The 14,816-nt window shown below is 49.0% G+C and carries 12 protein-coding genes and 5 tRNA genes; 14 read left to right on the top strand and 3 right to left on the bottom strand.

Annotated elements, in window-relative coordinates:
* Positions 1–133 precede the first annotated feature (133 nt).
* The 3 genes from ACO6V1_RS12080 (at position 134) to rarD (ending at position 2,237) form a co-directional block, all read left to right on the top strand.
* Positions 134–739, top strand: coding sequence for a chalcone isomerase family protein (locus ACO6V1_RS12080; protein WP_422467003.1), 606 nt, complete (start codon positions 134–136; stop codon positions 737–739).
* A 152-nt stretch (positions 740–891) separates the two neighbouring features.
* On the top strand, positions 892–1,176 hold the full coding sequence (locus ACO6V1_RS12085) for a ComEA family DNA-binding protein (RefSeq protein WP_269674461.1): 285 nt from the start codon (positions 892–894) through the stop codon (positions 1,174–1,176).
* 146 nt (positions 1,177–1,322) lie between these two features.
* Positions 1,323–2,237: an EamA family transporter RarD gene (gene rarD, locus ACO6V1_RS12090; protein ID WP_422467005.1), complete on the top strand. Its 915-nt coding sequence runs from the start codon at positions 1,323–1,325 to the stop codon at positions 2,235–2,237.
* Positions 2,238–2,244: 7 nt separating this feature from the next.
* Here rarD and ACO6V1_RS12095 read toward each other — a convergent pair whose 3' ends face one another.
* On the bottom strand, positions 2,245–2,460 hold the full coding sequence (locus ACO6V1_RS12095; protein ID WP_146000056.1) for a hypothetical protein: 216 nt from the start codon (positions 2,458–2,460) through the stop codon (positions 2,245–2,247).
* Positions 2,461–2,939: 479 nt separating this feature from the next.
* Between ACO6V1_RS12095 and ACO6V1_RS12100 the strand changes: the two genes are divergently transcribed.
* Positions 2,940–5,030, top strand: coding sequence for a Sip1-related alpha-galactosidase (locus ACO6V1_RS12100; protein ID WP_422467007.1), 2,091 nt, complete (start codon positions 2,940–2,942; stop codon positions 5,028–5,030).
* A gap of 54 nt (positions 5,031–5,084) precedes the next feature.
* Here the strand turns inward: ACO6V1_RS12100 and folD are convergent, their stop codons facing one another.
* A complete protein-coding gene (gene folD / locus ACO6V1_RS12105) occupies positions 5,085–5,939 on the bottom strand; it encodes a bifunctional methylenetetrahydrofolate dehydrogenase/methenyltetrahydrofolate cyclohydrolase FolD (RefSeq protein WP_422467009.1) in 855 nt (284 codons plus the stop codon).
* A gap of 339 nt (positions 5,940–6,278) precedes the next feature.
* On the opposite strand from folD, the gene ACO6V1_RS12110 reads away from it, so the two are divergent.
* The 7 genes from ACO6V1_RS12110 (at position 6,279) to clpX (ending at position 11,045) form a co-directional block, all read left to right on the top strand.
* Positions 6,279–6,355: transfer RNA gene (locus tag ACO6V1_RS12110), tRNA-Pro, on the top strand.
* Positions 6,356–6,372: 17 nt separating this feature from the next.
* A tRNA-Arg gene (locus ACO6V1_RS12115) sits at positions 6,373–6,449 on the top strand.
* Positions 6,450–6,525: 76 nt separating this feature from the next.
* A tRNA-His gene (locus ACO6V1_RS12120) sits at positions 6,526–6,601 on the top strand.
* Positions 6,602–6,675: 74 nt separating this feature from the next.
* Positions 6,676–6,760 (top strand) — tRNA-Leu (locus ACO6V1_RS12125).
* Positions 6,761–7,153: 393 nt separating this feature from the next.
* The gene (gene tig, locus ACO6V1_RS12130; protein WP_422445103.1) at positions 7,154–8,497 is read left to right on the top strand and encodes a trigger factor; all 1,344 of its coding nucleotides are present in this window, start codon (positions 7,154–7,156) and stop codon (positions 8,495–8,497) included.
* A 192-nt stretch (positions 8,498–8,689) separates the two neighbouring features.
* On the top strand, positions 8,690–9,340 hold the full coding sequence (clpP, locus tag ACO6V1_RS12135) for an ATP-dependent Clp endopeptidase proteolytic subunit ClpP (RefSeq protein ID WP_101747729.1): 651 nt from the start codon (positions 8,690–8,692) through the stop codon (positions 9,338–9,340).
* Between the two features lie 406 nt (positions 9,341–9,746).
* Positions 9,747–11,045: an ATP-dependent Clp protease ATP-binding subunit ClpX gene (gene clpX / locus ACO6V1_RS12140; RefSeq protein ID WP_422445101.1), complete on the top strand. Its 1,299-nt coding sequence runs from the start codon at positions 9,747–9,749 to the stop codon at positions 11,043–11,045.
* Between the two features lie 334 nt (positions 11,046–11,379).
* Here the strand turns inward: clpX and ACO6V1_RS12145 are convergent.
* Positions 11,380–11,456 (bottom strand) — tRNA-Pro (locus ACO6V1_RS12145).
* A gap of 245 nt (positions 11,457–11,701) precedes the next feature.
* On the opposite strand from ACO6V1_RS12145, the gene ACO6V1_RS12150 reads away from it, so the two are divergent.
* The 3 genes from ACO6V1_RS12150 to ACO6V1_RS12160 form a co-directional block, all read left to right on the top strand.
* Positions 11,702–12,310: a peptidylprolyl isomerase gene (locus ACO6V1_RS12150; RefSeq protein WP_422467011.1), complete on the top strand. Its 609-nt coding sequence runs from the start codon at positions 11,702–11,704 to the stop codon at positions 12,308–12,310.
* A gap of 5 nt (positions 12,311–12,315) precedes the next feature.
* The gene (locus tag ACO6V1_RS12155; protein WP_422467013.1) at positions 12,316–14,502 is read left to right on the top strand and encodes a tRNA(Met) cytidine acetyltransferase TmcA; all 2,187 of its coding nucleotides are present in this window, start codon (positions 12,316–12,318) and stop codon (positions 14,500–14,502) included.
* A gap of 73 nt (positions 14,503–14,575) precedes the next feature.
* Positions 14,576–14,816 (top strand): GrxA family glutaredoxin (locus ACO6V1_RS12160; RefSeq protein ID WP_422445095.1); only part of this gene is annotated, 241 nt, incomplete at its 3' end.

A 14,816-nucleotide genomic window follows, 5' to 3' on the forward strand; every position in this document is an offset into this window, starting at 1 on the left:
GCATAGTATGATTGCCTGACCTGCTGCGCTGGCGGCCAGGCTATGAAATGTCGAAGTGGTTGCAGCTCAGTATGCTGGAAGCTGCCAATTAAGTGGGATAGTATTTCCTGACAATAATAATAAGGTGTGTAGTATGCAAAACTATGACTCTTTTTATCGTATTCCTCTTTTAACTGCCTTGCTTATGTTGCTGTCATTGCCTGTTAATGCGCTTGTCATTAATAAGTACGACCTGCCAGACACTATTGCGGCGGAGGGTGATAAACCAGAGCTTAAATTGCAGGGTGCGGCAGTCAGGTCATGGTATCTGATGGTTAAAGGGTATATCGGTGCTCTTTATCTGGAAGAGCCGACCAGTAGCCCTGAAGAGATTTATGCCTCTGACACGCATCAACGAATGGCATTTGTTATGCTGGTGTCAAAAATGAGCGCCCGACGGATAGCCAATGCCTTTTATGAATCCATCCAATTGAACAGCCCACCCGATGAGCAGGAAGCGGTGAAAGAGGATCTTGAGAAAATCTTTACACTGGTTGATGGTTCAATGAAAAAAGGTGAACAGGCTGTGTTTGAGTACCTTCCGGGTCAAGGGCTGCGGATTGAAATTGCCGGTGATGAGAAAGGTATCGTTCCTGCCAATAAAGAGTTGTTTAATCTGTTCCTGCGAGTGTGGATTGGTGAGACACCACCCAGTAAGCCTTTTAAAGAGCAGGTTTTGGGGGTTGCTCCGGCTGCGTGATAATTTGATCCGCTTATCTGCCCGGGATTTTTTGTCTTGCAGTTATCTCAGGCATTGCCTTGAATGTTCTTAAGGATGGTTTATTCAACAAAGCTGTTTTATAGACAATCTATCAATAGCGGATTAGGTATCATTTTTAAGGAGTCATTGATATGGATATCAAAACCCTCGTCTTTTTAGGCGCATCTTTTTTCAGTATCTCTGTCTTTGGGGCTGACCAGAAAGCCCGGTCTGGTGATCAGAAAGTTAATGTGAATCAGGCAAACATGGAGCAGCTGGACAAAGGACTTCTCGGGGTTGGACCCCGCATCGCAATGGAAATTGTCAAGCATCGTGATCAGCATGGCCCTTATCAGAGCTTTGATGATTTGGATAAGGTTAAATATGTTGGCAGCAGAATGCTGGATAAAAATAAAAATCGTATAGTTTTTGACTGATCTGTCTCGCCAGGAGCCTGGATGAGTTCAGGCTTCTTCAGTTAATGTTTTATCTAGGGTTTCGTTGTTTCTACAATGCAAAATCTGAATGGGCTGTTATTTTTCCTGGCATCCCGAGGATGCTATGGGTCTGATGTGGGGGATTTGTGAGAGACGCAGGAGTACAGTCTGGCCTGACGTTTGCCGTCGGGGCATTTGCTTTGTGGGGGCTGATCCCCATCTATTTCAAGATTGTTGAACAGGTGTCTCCTTTGGAGGTGCTTGCTCATCGGGTTTTCTGGTCATCACTTTTGCTGGTTTGCTTTTTATCTTTTCGCCGTAAACTGAAAAGGATCCTTGAGATAATAAAGTCACCCCGGATACTGGGGTGGTTGGTTTTGTCGTCGCTGTTTATTGCTGGAAACTGGCTCTGTTTTATCTGGGGAGTGACCAATGACAGGATTCTGGAAACCAGCCTCGGTTATTACATCAACCCGCTGATCAGCGTTTTTTTTGGCTACTGTTTTCTGGGGGAACGTCTGACCCGATACCAGATGCTGGCGGTGTTTATAGCAGCAGCGGCGGTATCAATTCAGATGTTTTTGCTGGGTAAACTGCTCTGGGTCGCTTTTGTACTGGCCTTGTGTTTCGGGTTCTATGGCTTGATCCGGAAAAGGATTAATGTCGATGCGACCTCTGGACTGGCTATTGAGACATTGCTGTTGATGCCTCCCGCCGCTTTCTATTTCCTGTGGTTGATGGGTAATGATTTGCATGCTTTTCGCTTTTCTGATCCGGATACCAGTCTTCTCCTTGCCCTGTCCGGGTTTGTGACCACCATACCTCTGGTGTTGTTCAATATGGCGGCTCAAAAGTTGCCGTTGACTGTGTTGGGAATCATGCAGTATCTGGCACCATCCATTTCATTTCTGGTGGGTGTGACAATTTATAATGAGCCGCTGGGTGTGGTGCAGATGGCTACTTTCGCTTTGATATGGCTCGCACTGGTCATTTTTACGCTGGATGGCCTGTTTCGACATAAGCGACAGCGTGAACGATTGGAAGTCCCTCACGCTGAGTAGGTCTGGTTTACTGTCTGTCAGGGGTGTCTTTTTCTTTACTTTTCTTGATAGAGGTTTTTGAGCGGGCTTTCCTGACTGGGAGTGATAAAGCCTGCTCTCTGGGCAGCACCCGGTAAATCTGTCGGTAGTACTCTTTTTCAAGGTCGCCAGGGGTTTCGGGAAGGGGCACCATACCCATCTGTCTGAGATAGGCTTCCATGCTACTGAGTGATGGTTTGTTCATTGAAGAGTCCTGGATGATTCTGACAAAAGTAACGAAGACAAAAGATGTCGGCAGCAGGGCTTATTCCATTAAACCGGGTGCTGACATGGAACGCTAAATGGTATGCATACTGCATGCCATTTTTTTGACGGCGTGGTTTTCTACTTTGTTCCACATGCCTGATGTAGTGTACTTTCGCTGTTTGTGCTTCAGTTGTTCAGGGTTGAATGACTTAGGCGCTCTTCGCTCTAAAGCTCTGTTTGTGATTTTTGGCGTGTGTTGTTGGTAAAAGGTGTTACCTTTCCGTTGGTTTTCCTTGCGTGGGTAACATTTTCAGCGGTTTTCATCTTGCAAAATTTCCGTGCTAATCAGCTTATCGGGCTGTCGTTTTATATCACGGATAAGCAATTTATTAGATTTTCACTGCCGTATATCCGATTTTGAGAAATACTGTAGGCAAAGGATGACATTGTTCTTTCCAAGATGCAGTTGAGGCAGTTATGTATTCTCTTCGTGAAAAAGACCAGCTGGTAAATCTGTGTTATGACCAGGCAGCAGTATGTCAGGGGATCACTGTTTATGTCCGTTTGGATAATGGTGAGGAATATGCTCTGCCATGGTCAGAGCAGTCGGGGATATTTGTTCACGATGACTGGCTGTCTGTCAGGTTGTCTCTGGAGACCAAAGGAAGACAGCTGTTGTTATCTCTGAATGCTGAGATTAGCAAGGGAGTTAGTTGGCCGGGGCGCAGTTGGCATCCCCGTTGCGCCGTCAGAATCAATATCGCCTCTCTGGGTGATATTTCCGGTTTGTGTGCCCATTATCTTTATAACAGTTGGTGGACGCGGCCGCATTTTGATTGCGCCCTTAACAATCTGCCAGAGAAAACACAGTCTTTGCTGTACGGTCTGGGGGAAGAGTATCACCATCTGTTGGCCGTATGTGATGAGCAGGTTCGCTGTGAATTTCAGGGTGGGGACGTCGCTGGCATTGAGTTGGTGGCGGGTCCTTCAAAGTCGGGTGTTAGAGATTTTTCGGGCCTGATTGCCATTTATGGTGTCAGTACAGATCCATTTTCACTGATCAATAACAATGTGCAGTTGGGGCGTCACCATCTATCGTACTATTCCAGACCAAGAGAGCAGCGTACCTTGCCTGAGGTGTTTAACTATCTCGGCTGGTGCAGTTGGGATGCCTGTTATCTTGATGTGACTGAGGAGGCTGTTGCTGCAAAAGCTCAGGAGTTTTACTCCAAAAGGGTTCCGGTAAAATGGATGCTGGTGGATGATGGCTGGTCGGAAGAGAAAGATCGTCGGCTGTTGTCCTGGAAGGAAGATCGGAAGAAGTTTCCGGCTGGACTTACCGGTTTAAAGCAGACTCTTCAGGATGACTACGGTATTCCCTGGATGGGGGTGTGGCATGCTCTGACCGGGCAGTGGGAAGGGATCGATGCCGAAGCCAGCTTTCCTGTCCCTTTGGATGAACTGGATTCATCAAGAAGGTTACCCCCAACCTCAGAAGGGGATGCATTTCGCTTCTGGCACGGCTGGCACGACTATCTGGCCCGGCAGGGCGTTGATTTCATTAAAGTCGATGTTCAGAGCAATCTTGCCAACCACTATAGATACCGGGATTTTCCCGGAAGAGTATCCCGGGTAGCGCATCAGGCCCTTGAAGCGTCAACGGGGCTGCATTTTAACGGACAACTGATCAACTGCATGGGGATGGCCAGCGATCAGCTGTGGAACCGACCGTCATCAGCTCTTGCGCGTAATAGTGATGATTTTTTCCCAAAGAAAAGCGGTAATCTCCAGGAGCATGCACTGCAGAATGCCTATAACGCGGTGTTTCATGATGCCTTTTTTATAGGTGACTGGGATATGTGGTGGACCATTCACGAAGACTCTGATGCCCATGCGCTGCTCAGGGCGGTGAGTGGCGGACCCATTTATACCAGCGATCCGGTTGGGCAGACTGATGCAGAGCAACTGATGAAGCTGGTGTTTAATAATGGTCGGGTGGTTCGCTGTGACCAGCAGGGAAAGGTGGCTCGGGAACAGCTATTTGAAAACCCTCTCTATTCCGGGAAGTTACTCAAAGTGACCAATCGGATTGGGGCAGTGGGAGTCCTTGCCTTATTCAATATTGCCGAAGATCACCAACCGATTACTGAGCGTATCACTGCGTCACCCCTGGAAAATGACAGTGGTGAATGGTTGGTATACTGGCCGACCCGACGGCAATGTTTCAGCCATTCTGAGCTGCCGGAAATACGGCTTGGGCAGAATGGGGCAGATCTGCTGCTGTTTTATCCTGAAGAGTCATTGGTCTGTCTTGGGCTGGAAGATAAGATTCTGCCAGCCTGTGCCATAGTTGATCAGGTGGTGTGCTGGAAAGATAGCGGTGTTCGCCTTGAAAGCCGACTCAGGCAGGGAGGCAGGCTGTTAATTTACAGTGAGCACCCGATTCTGGAGGTTCGAATCAACGGGCAGGATTATGAGTGGGAGGAGTCAGGTAGCATATACCTTATTGATTGCACTGAGTGGGAAGATGAAATCTTTCTGGAATGTCTGGCCAGTCTGAAGTCATAAGATGGAGCCGGCAGTGAAGCTGCCGGTCTTAATCTTGAACGCTCTTTTCTCGGCTCAGTGATGCAGATGATCTGCTGCATACAGTGTGTTTTCCAGGAGTGTCGCCACGGTCATTGGGCCAACACCACCGGGAACCGGAGTAATCCATGAGGCTCTTTCTCTGGCAACATCAAACTCCACATCACCCACCAGTCGGCCATCATCCATACGGTTGATGCCAATATCAATCACCACGGCACCGGGCTTTACCCAGGCACCTTTAACCAGTCCGGGCTTGCCTGCGCCAACCACCAGAATGTCTGCCCGGGCTACTTCAGCGGCCAGGTCCTCGGTAAAGCGATGCGTGGTGGTTGTTGTGCAGCCGGCCAGTAACAGTTCCATGGTCATTGGGCGACCCACGATATTGGAGGCACCGACAATAACGGCATTCTTGCCACGAATGGGCTGGCCTGTGCTTTCCAGCAGTGTCATCACACCTTTTGGTGTGCAGGGGCGCAACAGTGGGATACGTTGAACCAGTCTGCCAATGTTGTAAGGATGAAAACCATCGACGTCTTTATCCGGACGGATGCGTTCAATCACCAGTTCGCAGTTGATGTGTTCAGGCAGGGGTAATTGTACAAGAATGCCATCAATGGCCGGGTCATCATTGAGGCTGTCAATTAACTCCAGCAGATACTGTTCGCTGGTGGAGGCTGGCAGGTCGTGGGATATGGATTTGAAACCGACCCTCTCACAGTCCTGTCTTTTCTTGCCGACATAAACTTTGGAAGCCGGGTCATCGCCAATCAGAATAACCGCCAGCCCCGGAGCCCTGAGACCCTGTGAAGTTCTTTTTTTAACCTGTTCGGCGATGGCGTCGGTCAGTTGCAGGGCAATGGCTTTGCCATCAATAATTTTTGCTGTCATATGTGCTGAAGCCTGTTGCTGACAATATTGGTTGATTGGCGAATATTGAAAATGACCGTTAGTTTAACAGTGCTCAGGCTCTGTTGACACAACAGCCTGCTGATAAAGCCACTGGTTCAACCTATATGAAGTCTGTTCGATATAAAGGGTGAGCATGGTGGTTTTTTTTCAGACAGATTGGTATGGTCATTCAGACGAAGAAGTTTCCTGCATTATCTGAACTGCTATGTGGATCAAAAAATGCATATGGCAATTGACGAGCGCCATGCTTGTGAGTAGTATTCGTCGCCGTTGACCAGCGGAACTTTTCGGGATTTCCTGAAAGTAGCTGGAAAATTTCGGGGTATAGCGCAGTCTGGTAGCGCGCCTGCTTTGGGAGCAGGATGTCGGGAGTTCGAATCTCTCTACCCCGACCAGTCAAAAAGATGATTAAGCGCCCGTAGCTCAGTTGGATAGAGCATCCGCCTTCTAAGCGGATGGTCGCAGGTTCGAATCCTGCCGGGTGCGCCATTTTTCAGATGGCCATTTATCCTGTCTTTTGCTTGATTCTTTGGTTTAATTTGAATAGTCTTTCGGACAGTTACTGGTGGGCGTAGCTCAGTTGGCAGAGCTCCGGATTGTGATTCCGGCGGTCGAGGGTTCGATCCCCTTCGCCCACCCCAGTTTAACGGTTGTCCTGGTGTTTCGGGCGGCCTGAAAAATACAGTGTTTTGCGTGCTTCGTGGAAGCACTGTGAGCGGAAGTGGTGGAATTGGTAGACACGCTGGATTTAGGTTCCAGTGCCGCAAGGTGTGAGAGTTCGAGTCTCTCCTTCCGCACCAGTCATTAACGGGGATAAGTATGCTTATCCCCGTTTTTGTATGTTTCATCCAAAGAAACTGCCCTGATGGGGGGGGATGGACCCACTAGTCCTTAGCTTCGGGGAAACGTATATGAATAATGCAGATGGGAAAAGCTGAGCCAGGGCTGCTGTGTTTTGGGTCTTTTAAATACGCTTTTTCAGGCAAAGTCTGCTTTGTTCGTTGGTTTATACCGTTGAGAAGTGAGAGTGGTGCAAATCCTGTAGGGAACGGGAATGTTTTAATAAAAAGTGTTCCTTTACCTTGCCCGGATCCAGTGTGACAGACCGTGTTTGTGCATTTTCCGGAAGCATTTGCTAGTCTATTCGCCTTTTGGCCCATTGTTTACACAGGTTTTGGTGTTGAGGAACAAAAATGCAAGTCTCCCTTGAAATGACTTCCGGTATTGAGCGCAAGCTGACTATCACTATCCCGTTTGCTGATATTGATGGTGAAGTGAATAAGCGTCTGCAGGACCTGTCCCGACGTGTTCGTCTGGATGGCTTCCGCCCCGGCAAGGTTCCAATGAAAGTGGTCAAGCGTCGTTACGGTGCCGGTGCCAGACAGGAAGTGCTCGGCGAGATGATGCAGTCTTCCTTCATTGAGGCTATTCAGGAGCAGGATCTGAACCCTGCCGGTGCGCCATCTGTTGAAGCCCTGTCTGATAACGACGAAGGATTTACCTTTGTTGCTACCTTTGAAGTCTACCCTGAAATTGCTCTGAATGATTTCAGCGGCATTGTTGTTGAGCGTCCGATTGCTGAGGTTCAGGAGTCTGATGTAGACGAAATGATCGAAACCCTGCGCAAGCAGAGCACAACGTTTGCTGACGTTGAGCGTGCTGCTGAACTGGGCGACCGCATTACCTTTGACTATGTTGGCACCAAAGACGGAGAAGCTTTCGAAGGTGGCAGCGCAGAGAACTCAACTCTGGAGCTGGGCTCTGGCCGCATGATTCCGGGCTTTGAAGATGGCCTGGTGGGAGTGTCTGCCGGTGAAGAGAAAGTGCTGTCCCTGACTTTCCCTGAAGATTATCAGGCGAAAGATCTGGCAGGTCAGTCTGTTGAGTTTGCCTGCAAGGTCCACAAGGTGGCTGCACCCGCACTGCCTGAACTGAATGACGAGTTTTTTGCTCGCTTTGGCGTAAGCGAAGGTGGTCTGGAAGGTTTCCGTACGGAAGTGTCCAGAAATATGGAGCGTGAACTGCGTCAGGCAGTTAAAAACAAAGTCAAGAATCAGGTAATGGATGGCCTGTTGAAGATTCATGAGGTGGAAGTGCCTTCTGCCCTGACTTCTCAGGAAATCGACCGTATGCGCGAACAGGCGGTACAGCAGTTCGGCGGCATGAAAGGTGGTTTTGATCCAAAGCAGCTGCCAGCAGAGCTGTTTGAAGCTGATGCCAAAAAGCGTGTTGCCCTGGGTCTGTTGATTGGTGAAGTGGTTAAGCAGCGTGAAGTCAAGGTTGATGATGAGCGTGTGCGTGCCATGATTGAAGAGATGGCTTCCGCTTACCAGGAGCCTCAGCAGGTTATCGACTGGTACTACAGCAACGATGAGCAGCTGTCTCAGATCAAGTATGTTGTTCTGGAAGAGCAGGTAGTAGATACTATTCTGGAAGCGGCCCAAGTTTCAGAACTGGCATGCAGCTATCAGGACGCTATCAAGCCTGCTGAGCGTGCAGCTGAAACTGAAGAGGCAGAGCAGGAAGAGTCCGCCTGATACCGCTTGTAGAAGAGCATTTTATGAAGAGCGAGGGGAGTTGCTGGTTGATTGGCCAGTTCCCCTGACAAGCAGCTAAGGTTTTACCGGCTCTGGTCGTTTTAATCTGGTATGCAAGCGACTAATCTTTCAGTTTATATGACTGACAGGTCAGTCGCTTTTCTTCGACTTGGCAAGGAGTTAAGACAGGATATGTCCAATCTGATAGACCCGCACGCCGTTGCGATCACCAACTCAGGACTGGTACCTATTGTTGTTGAACAATCAGCCAGAGGTGAGCGCTCTTACGATATCTATTCCCGCCTCCTTAAAGAGCGAGTGATCTTCCTGGTGGGCCAGGTTGAAGATCACATGGCAAATCTGGTGGTTGCTCAGCTGCTGTTCCTTGAATCGGAAAATCCGGACAAGGATATTCACCTGTACATTAATTCACCGGGTGGATCGGTAACTGCCGGGATGTCTATTTATGACACCATGCAGTTTATCAAGCCGGATGTATCCACCATGTGTATTGGTCAGGCTGCGAGCATGGGTGCTTTGTTGCTGGCTGGTGGTGCTGCTGGTAAACGTTATTGTCTGCCACACTCCAGGGTAATGATTCACCAGCCGCTGGGAGGATTCCAGGGCCAGGCGTCAGATATCGAAATTCATGCCCGTGAGATTCTGAGCATTCGCAGTAAGCTGAACCATGTTCTGGCTCACCATACCGGCCAGCCTCTTGAAGTCATTGAGCGTGATACTGACCGTGACAACTTTATGAATGGCGATGAGGCAGTTGAGTATGGCCTGATCGACCAGGTCATGAATCGTCGTGGTGAAGACGGCAATAAAGACAAAAAATAAGCTGGGCGATTGAGCTGATGGCTCTTTTGTGATCTCCGGCGATATGCTCCGCAATCAATGAAAATAGCCTCTGTAAAGTGTGCTATTTTCATTATTTATAGCGCATGCAGGTTGATTTTTATCCAAAGTCGTTGAACACTAACTCATTGGATGGGTTCTCTTGGTATGGAGGACTCTATCAAAATAGCTTTCCAGAAACATGCATGGTCCCGGATGGTCAGGGCATGAATTCTGGTATCAAGCGGATCAAGCACTTGAAAACATGCCTCGATGCCTGCATCTTATCAGGCATGTAATTGTGAATCATGAAATGGGCTTTGATCAGTTTGACTGACAGGTCTATTTTCATTGTCTATTTTCACTGGAGAGTGCAGGGCAGGCATTGTCCGTATAACAGGGTAATCGAATGACCGACGAAACAAGCGGCAAGGGTGAAGACAGCAAGTTGTTGTACTGCTCTTTCTGCGGAAAGAGTCAGCATGAAGTGCGCAAGCTGATTGCCGGCCCTTCCGTATTCATATGTGATGAATGTGTTGATCTATGCAACGACATCATCCGTGAAGAAATTCAGGACAGCAGTGGCGAAGAGTCTTCAGATAAGCTGCCAATCCCTCGCGAGATCAAGGAAACTCTCGACGAGTACGTAATTGGCCAGCCCCGGGCCAAGAAAGTCTTATCCGTAGCGGTGTACAACCACTATAAGCGTCTGCGTTTTGGCGATGCCAAGGGCGACAAAAAGAAAGATGAAGTCGAGCTGGGTAAAAGTAATATCCTGCTGATTGGTCCCACCGGAAGTGGTAAGACGTTGCTTGCTGAAACGCTGGCGCGTATGCTCAACGTACCATTCACCATTGCTGACGCCACGACCCTGACGGAAGCAGGTTATGTTGGTGAAGACGTTGAAAATATCATTCAGAAACTGCTGCAGAAGTGCGATTACGATGTAGAAAAAGCCCAGATGGGTATTGTCTACATTGATGAAATTGACAAGATTTCCCGTAAGTCTGATAACCCGTCCATTACCCGTGACGTTTCCGGTGAGGGTGTTCAGCAGGCTCTGCTCAAGTTGATTGAGGGTACGGTTGCATCGGTACCGCCTCAGGGTGGGCGCAAGCATCCGCAGCAGGAGTTTCTGCAGGTTGATACTTCCAATATTCTCTTTATCTGTGGCGGTGCTTTCGCCGGTTTGGATAAAGTGATTCGTGGTCGTACTGACAAGTCTGGTATTGGCTTCTCTGCACAAGTCAGCAGTAAGGATGACAAAAAGGATCTGGGTGAAACCTTTAAAGAAGTTGAGCCGGAAGATCTGGTGAAATTCGGCCTTATCCCTGAGTTTGTTGGCCGTCTGCCTGTTATTGCAACGCTTGAAGAGCTGGATGAAGAAGCGCTGGTGCGCATCCTTGTTGAGCCCAAGAATGCACTGACCAAGCAGTACAGCAAGCTCTTCGATATGGAAGAGGTGGAAGTGGATTTCAGACAGGAAGCTCTGCGTGCGGTTGCCAAAAAAGCCATGGAGCGCAAAACCGGTGCTCGGGGCTTGCGCTCGATACTGGAGGCGGTACTGCTTGACTCAATGTATGAAATACCTTCCGACAAGAGCATTTCCAAGGTGGTGATTGATGCTTCGGTTATCAATGGTGACTCTGAGCCGCTGTTGATTTACGAAAATTCTGAAACACCGAAGGCAGCACTTTCCGATAAGTGATTTGCTATTGCTTGCAATAAAAACCCTTCCTGGCACAAATGCCACTCGTTGCTAGACGAGTGGCATTATTCAAACTCTACCGCTTCTCTCTTCGATTGATTAAGCACGACCAATCCAAGTCTGTTAAATCCTTTTATTGAAAGTGCGGCATGATCGATTGGGGGTGTTCGTTTAATCCTTCAGGTTGATCCTGAAGATTTATTTGATGAAGAACTTTGATGGTATAGAAAGGGTAGAAACCGGATTTTCTGATTTAAGTTTGCTTGTTGGCTAATCGTGAAAACTGATGGAATAGGTTTTCAAAGAGGGTTAGAAAATTGAGGTAAAAAATGTCTGGTCGGAGCGAGAGGATTTGAACCTCCGACCCCCACAACCCCATTGTGGTGCGCTACCAGGCTGCGCTACGCTCCGACACAAGAAGGGTGAAATGCCCCTTCAGGCGCAGGGTATATTACCCTAAAAAACACTATTTGCAAGCCCTCGCGCATTTCTTTTGCTTTTTTCTCTGTCGAAAATACTATGATGCTGAATAGGCTTTTTTTCTTCCTTCAGAGTCTTTACTGTCTATCCGTTTGTATTGCATAAAGTGGTTTTAACTTTTTCTGCTTTGGAGAGAATAGATGCGTTTGATGCGAAACTGGCTGTTGGGAAGCACCATGCTTTTTCTGACTACCCTGGCGTATGGTGCAGCGACAGAGTCAGCTGAAGCCGCAGAGAAGAAGGTCGAAGCGTTTCAGGTGGTTCTGGAAACCAGCAAAGGAGATATTGTTTTGATGTTGGCACCCGAAGAGGCTCCTGTCACCGTCAACAACTTTATCGAGTATGTTGAAAGTGGCTTCTACAACGGCCTGGTATTCCACCGGGTGATTAATAACTTCATGATTCAGGGGGGAGGCTTTGCCGCAGATATGAGTCAGCGGGCCACCCGCGCTCCGATCAAAAATGAGTCTCTGCTGAATCAGCGTCTGGAAAACAGTCGTGGCTCTATTGCCATGGCCAGAACCCAGATCGCTGATAGTGCGACCTCCCAGTTTTTCATTAATCTCAAAGACAATGAATTTCTCAATGGTAAGCCTTATAAGCCGGGTTATGCCGTTTTTGGCCATGTCATCAAAGGCATGGATGTGGTAGACAGTATTGCCAGAGTGAAGACGGGTTATCGTGGCCCACACGGTGATGTACCCGTTGACTCCGTTATTATCAACAAAGCGTATGTTGTGAAAGAGGGTGGCATGTCGGTGAAAACCGGGTCTGAGGCTTCCTGATATCCATGAGTAAACAGACCATTTCTACCGCTGGTGAACTTGTTCTATCACTAAAATCAGCCGCCAGGTTGTTCGGGCACCGGCGTTTGCTTGTATGTGCAGGCGATGCGGACTGGTGTAAGGATCAAGTGGTGGAGATGGTTCCAGCCCTGGCGGAGTCTGTTCTTCTGATTGGAGCAGGTTTCCCAGAGCTTGCAGCCTCAAATTCAGAAGTTATTGCGGCAAAACAGTGTCTGTCCCGGTTAGGCAGGGAGCATCAGAACATTATCTTTAATGCCCATGCAGGCTTTGATGTCGATGCGTTTGGTGCCATTAGTGGAACCTTAAGTGCCGGTGGCATTCTGGTACTGTTAATACCGCCATTGGACCGATGGCAATTTTTCCACGACCCTGAACATCGCCGGATGCAGGTTTACCCTCAACAATTTGAGGATATCTCCGGACGATATTTGCAGCGCTTGTCGCAAATGATTAAAGCCTCCAATCAGTTATCTCTCTTGACTCAGGGAGGGGGATTACGGATTCAGGAGGCTGAAAATCCTGATAAAAAAACACCGGGTGACAAGGACGAGACGGTCACCGCCCCCTGTAAAACCCGCTCACAAATGCGGGCGGTTCGGGGAATACACAAGGTGTTTCGTGGGCACCGCCGTCGCCCGCTGGTTCTGACGGCCGATCGGGGCAGAGGTAAAAGTGCAGCTCTGGGCATCGCAGCAGCACAGTTGTTGCTGGAAGGTGTTGAGCAGATAATCATAACCGCACCCTCAAGAGGTACCGCAGAGGTATTCTTTCACCATGCCGGGAAAGTGCTGGGTGAGGCTCATGCCGGTCTTTCAGGCAGACTTCAGTTTATCCCTCCGGACGATCTGGTTCAGACACTGCCCGCAACCCAGTTATTGCTGGTTGATGAGGCCGCTGCCATTCCCACGCCCTTGCTGGAAAAAATGCTGACTCACTACAGTCGGATTGTCTATGCTACAACCATTCACGGTTACGAAGGAACCGGACGGGGTTTTGCCATACGCTTCAGGAAAGTTCTGGATAGCAAAACACCACAGTGGCACGAGCTGAGAATGGCCGAGCCGATTCGCTGGCAGCTGGATGATCCCCTGGAAGAGTTTGTCTTCAGGGCGCTGCTGCTCAATGCAGTGCCCGCTGCCATTGATAAGCCGGACAGTATCCATTCGCAGCAGTGCACTTTCAGGCAAATATCATCTGAAGAATTACTGCTCAATGAAGACTTGTTAACTCAGCTGTTTGGTTTGCTGGTTCTCGCTCATTATCAGACCCGGCCATTTGACCTTCGCCATCTGCTGGATGGTGGGAACATGGAGGTCTACGGTCTTTTTGATCGACGGCAACGGTTGATCGCCGTGCTTCTGGCAGCCAGAGAAGGGGGGATTGACCCGGCACTGGCCGATGATATCTGGCTGGGCAGGCGCAGGGTTCGCGGGCATTTGCTGCCGCAATCGCTGAGTAATCACCTGGGCTTACCGGAAGCTATCTTCCTGAAAGGACTCCGGGTCATCAGAATAGCGGTTCATCCTGATTGCCAGAGAACAGGGCTGGGCAAAATGCTGCTGGATAAACTCCAACAGGATGCTGCAAACAAGCATATTGATTACCTGGGCACCCTGTTTGGTGCCACCGATGACCTTCTGAAGTTCTGGGGCGACTCTTGCTATGTGCCCGTGCGGGTTGGTTTGTCCAGAGACGCCGCCAGTGGTACCCATTCTGCCATGATGCTCAAGCCATTATCGCGCACAGCGCAACGCCTGGTTGATCAGGCCCATAAGAAATGCCTTGCTCAGCTGCGGTGGTTATTGATGGATGAACTTAAAGGGCTTGATTTTGAGGTGGTTGCCACCATCTTTGCCATGATGGCACCGATAATCAGGGGCAGTGATGAATATGCTTTGTCCGGCGATAATCAGCGTGAGCTGGTTTCCTTTACAGAGGGGCAGAGACAATATGAGAATTGCATTGATGTCATCAAAAGAGTGACCTTTCGAATACTTGGGGCGGGTGATATAGATGCTGCGGATGCAAGGCTGCTGGTCACTCGAGTGATCCAGAATCAACCTTGGCATCAGGTGGTTGCAGCCTGCAATTTTTCCGGAGAAAAGCAGGCTCGGCAACGTTTGAGAGAGGTGATTTCTGTGCACAGCAGGCTGCATTTATCAGCCGAATAGCATTTATAGTGCCTGCTTCAATACTTATCTGCACCAGCTGGTGCTTTCCTATGAACCTGATGGAGCATAAATAATGGATCGGTTTACTGTGTTTGGGCGTCCTGGCTGTGGATTCTGTGTACGAGCCAAACAGCTGCTGGAGATGAAAGGTTTGCCTTTCAAATACGTTGATATCTACGAAGAGGGGATCAGTAAGGCTGACCTGTCTAAGACCGTCGGCAAGGAAGTGGAAACGGTACCCCAGATTTTTCATGGTCAGGAGTACGTTGGCGGTTATACGGACCTGGAAGCTTATCTCAGGGAACAAGATGGCT

Origin of the sequence: Endozoicomonas sp. ALC013 (assembly GCF_049310205.1) — a bacterium.
In the GTDB taxonomy this organism is placed as follows: domain Bacteria; phylum Pseudomonadota; class Gammaproteobacteria; order Pseudomonadales; family Endozoicomonadaceae; genus Endozoicomonas.

Bases quoted from the DNA above. Each gene is read 5' to 3' on its own strand.
- ACO6V1_RS12095 (WP_146000056.1), bottom strand. From the start codon at position 2,460: ATGAACAAACCATCACTCAGTAGCATGGAAGCCTATCTCAGACAGATG.
- ACO6V1_RS12150 (WP_422467011.1), top strand. From the start codon at position 11,702: ATGCTTTTTCTGACTACCCTGGCGTATGGTGCAGCGACAGAGTCAGCT.
- ACO6V1_RS12085 (WP_269674461.1), top strand. From the start codon at position 892: ATGGATATCAAAACCCTCGTCTTTTTAGGCGCATCTTTTTTCAGTATC.
- clpX (WP_422445101.1), top strand. From the start codon at position 9,747: ATGACCGACGAAACAAGCGGCAAGGGTGAAGACAGCAAGTTGTTGTAC.
- folD (WP_422467009.1), bottom strand. From the start codon at position 5,939: ATGACAGCAAAAATTATTGATGGCAAAGCCATTGCCCTGCAACTGACC.
- tig (WP_422445103.1), top strand. From the start codon at position 7,154: ATGCAAGTCTCCCTTGAAATGACTTCCGGTATTGAGCGCAAGCTGACT.
- ACO6V1_RS12100 (WP_422467007.1), top strand. From the start codon at position 2,940: ATGTATTCTCTTCGTGAAAAAGACCAGCTGGTAAATCTGTGTTATGAC.
- ACO6V1_RS12155 (WP_422467013.1), top strand. From the start codon at position 12,316: ATGAGTAAACAGACCATTTCTACCGCTGGTGAACTTGTTCTATCACTA.
- clpP (WP_101747729.1), top strand. From the start codon at position 8,690: ATGTCCAATCTGATAGACCCGCACGCCGTTGCGATCACCAACTCAGGA.
- ACO6V1_RS12080 (WP_422467003.1), top strand. From the start codon at position 134: ATGCAAAACTATGACTCTTTTTATCGTATTCCTCTTTTAACTGCCTTG.